The organism is uncultured Arenimonas sp. (genome assembly GCF_963976025.1).
GTDB lineage: Bacteria > Pseudomonadota > Gammaproteobacteria > Xanthomonadales > Xanthomonadaceae > Arenimonas.
Genome location: NZ_CAXBJS010000281.1, coordinates 1 through 1813, shown reverse-complemented (window position 1 = coordinate 1813; position 1813 = coordinate 1). Strand labels below are relative to the sequence as shown.

General features: G+C 69.1%; 4 protein-coding genes. 1 reads left to right on the top strand and 3 read right to left on the bottom strand.

The window, feature by feature from the left end; all coding sequences use genetic code 11:
* The coding region (locus tag AACZ35_RS14100; RefSeq protein WP_339830390.1) for a hypothetical protein at window positions 1-363 on the top strand (363 nt) is incomplete at its 5' end.
* 31 nt (window positions 364-394) lie between these two features.
* Here AACZ35_RS14100 and AACZ35_RS14095 read toward each other — a convergent pair.
* The 3 genes from AACZ35_RS14095 to AACZ35_RS14085 all read right to left on the bottom strand — a co-directional run bounded on the left by AACZ35_RS14095 (window position 395) and on the right by AACZ35_RS14085 (window position 1683).
* A complete protein-coding gene (locus AACZ35_RS14095; protein WP_339830388.1) occupies window positions 395-1036 on the bottom strand; it encodes a DUF6445 family protein in 642 nt (213 codons plus the stop codon).
* A 52-nt stretch (window positions 1037-1088) separates the two neighbouring features.
* Window positions 1089-1355 carry a DksA/TraR family C4-type zinc finger protein gene (locus tag AACZ35_RS14090; protein ID WP_339830385.1) on the bottom strand — a complete coding sequence of 89 codons (267 nt, stop codon included), beginning with the start codon at window positions 1353-1355 and terminating at the stop codon, window positions 1089-1091.
* A gap of 88 nt (window positions 1356-1443) precedes the next feature.
* Window positions 1444-1683: a hypothetical protein gene (locus AACZ35_RS14085; RefSeq protein ID WP_339830382.1), complete on the bottom strand. Its 240-nt coding sequence runs from the start codon at window positions 1681-1683 to the stop codon at window positions 1444-1446.
* Between the last annotated feature and the right edge of the window lie 130 nt (window positions 1684-1813).

Genomic DNA, 1813 nt, shown 5'->3' with positions numbered 1-1813 from the left:
AAGGACCCGGCCGAGTTGGGGGAAAGAATGGGGCGGCGCACCGCGTCGCAACCTGGCCGCTCGGCGCCTGGACCCGTCGAAGCCGGCACAACGTGCCCGCTCGACTGCGAATCCTTTCGAAAGGGCAACGTTGCCCCAGCCTGCAAGGCGACGTTGGCCGAGGTTTATGCCGCCTGCACCGGCGACGCGCCGGTTACCCGCCAGGAAGTTGAGTCGTTGGCGCAATGGATGTTCCGCAGCATGCCCGAACCCATGCGCACGGAAATGTCGGACGGGACCGTGGACACGGTGATGAAGATGCCCAGCGCGCTGCGCGAGGACTGGGCCACCAAGCTGCGTGCCGCACGCGACAAAGGTGACTGACACCCGTCCTGCAGGTGCGGGCCTGCTCGCCTCAGGTCCGTTCCGGCGCAGCGTTGTAGGACGGCGCCTGGCCCGCCGAAGCGAAAAACATCAGGTAGATCAGCCTGCCGTTCTCGAGTGAGTTGCCGAAGGCTTCGCCGGCCGTATGCCACAGCCAGGGCCGCAGCAGCACCAGGCGGTTGAAGCGCATGGGCACGCGCATGGTCATTTCCCAGGCATCGTCGTTCATGGTGTCGCGCTCGAGGATGTCGGAAATCATCTGCCGGGCGCTGGCATAGCCCTGGGCGCGCGCCTCTTCGTCGTTGATGGGTCCGCGGTCGCTATTGGTGGCGCGGTGCCGGAAGAACTCGGTGCCGCCGCGGCAGTCCTCGGGCCGGCTCAGGTACAGGATGCCCGACCAGTGCGCGGTGTCCACGTGCACCTTGGCGCTGCCCTGATCGCCCGCTGTGGCGATGCGGAACTTGCCGTGCGCCTGCGGCGGCGGCATGGCCACCAGCGGTTCGCCCACCAGGCGCGAAACCTCCTGGTCCAGCCCTTCGAGCTGCAGGCGTTGCTGCGAATTGCGGCCCGGGAACTTGCCCGGCACCTGGGGATAGTCGAGCCGCAGTGCGGCCTCGCGCAGCTGCACGGCGTTGTCGAAGAAGTCGTCGACGATGATCGTGGTCGTAGGCATGGCGAAGCAGGCTAAAGCGTTCGCCGGCCGCCGTAAACGGCCACTGCAAGGGTCAGCGCAGCTGGCTGTCTTTGCTGCCGCGGCGGTTGTAGCCACCGCCGGTGGCCTGGGCCTTGTCGGCCGCTTCCTGGCAGGCCACGCACAGGCGGACACCGGGCAGCGCGAGGCGCCGGGCCTCGGGGATGGGCTCGTCGCATTCTTCGCAGTGCAGCAGGCTCGGGCCCTTGGGCAGCTGGCTGCGGGCGCGCTTGATCGCGTCCTTCACGGTCGCGTCGATCTGGTCCTGGACAGCGCCGTCGCCGGCCCAACCGGTCGCCATGGCGGTCTCCCGAAGGGGTTCAAGAAGGGCTGCCATTATAGTCCCGCGCCTGTTGGCGCGCCCCCTTGGCTTCAGCCGCGGGCCAGCTTCAGCCGCCGCAGCCGCCGCAGCACACCGAGGGCTGGGGCTGGATGGCCATCGGCCCCACCGGGTAGCCGGCTTCGGCCAGCAGGCCGGCCAGTTCGCCCGTGGTCACCTGTGCGGCCACGCGCAGGCCGGCATCGAGCGGGTCCAGGTCGACCAGGGCCGCCGGGTCCGCCTCGCACAGCGCCTTGCGCAGCGCATCGAGGTCCACGCCCACCTGCTGCATCGCCACCTTGAATTCCATGGTCCTTTCCTTTCGCGCGGGCCCTTTGGCCGCCAGGGGCCCAGCGTCGCCCATGCCCCCTGGCCGCGCCCTGACGCGGGTCAAGCCGGCCGCAGGCGCCGGGTCATAAAGGCAGACGTGCCACTTAACA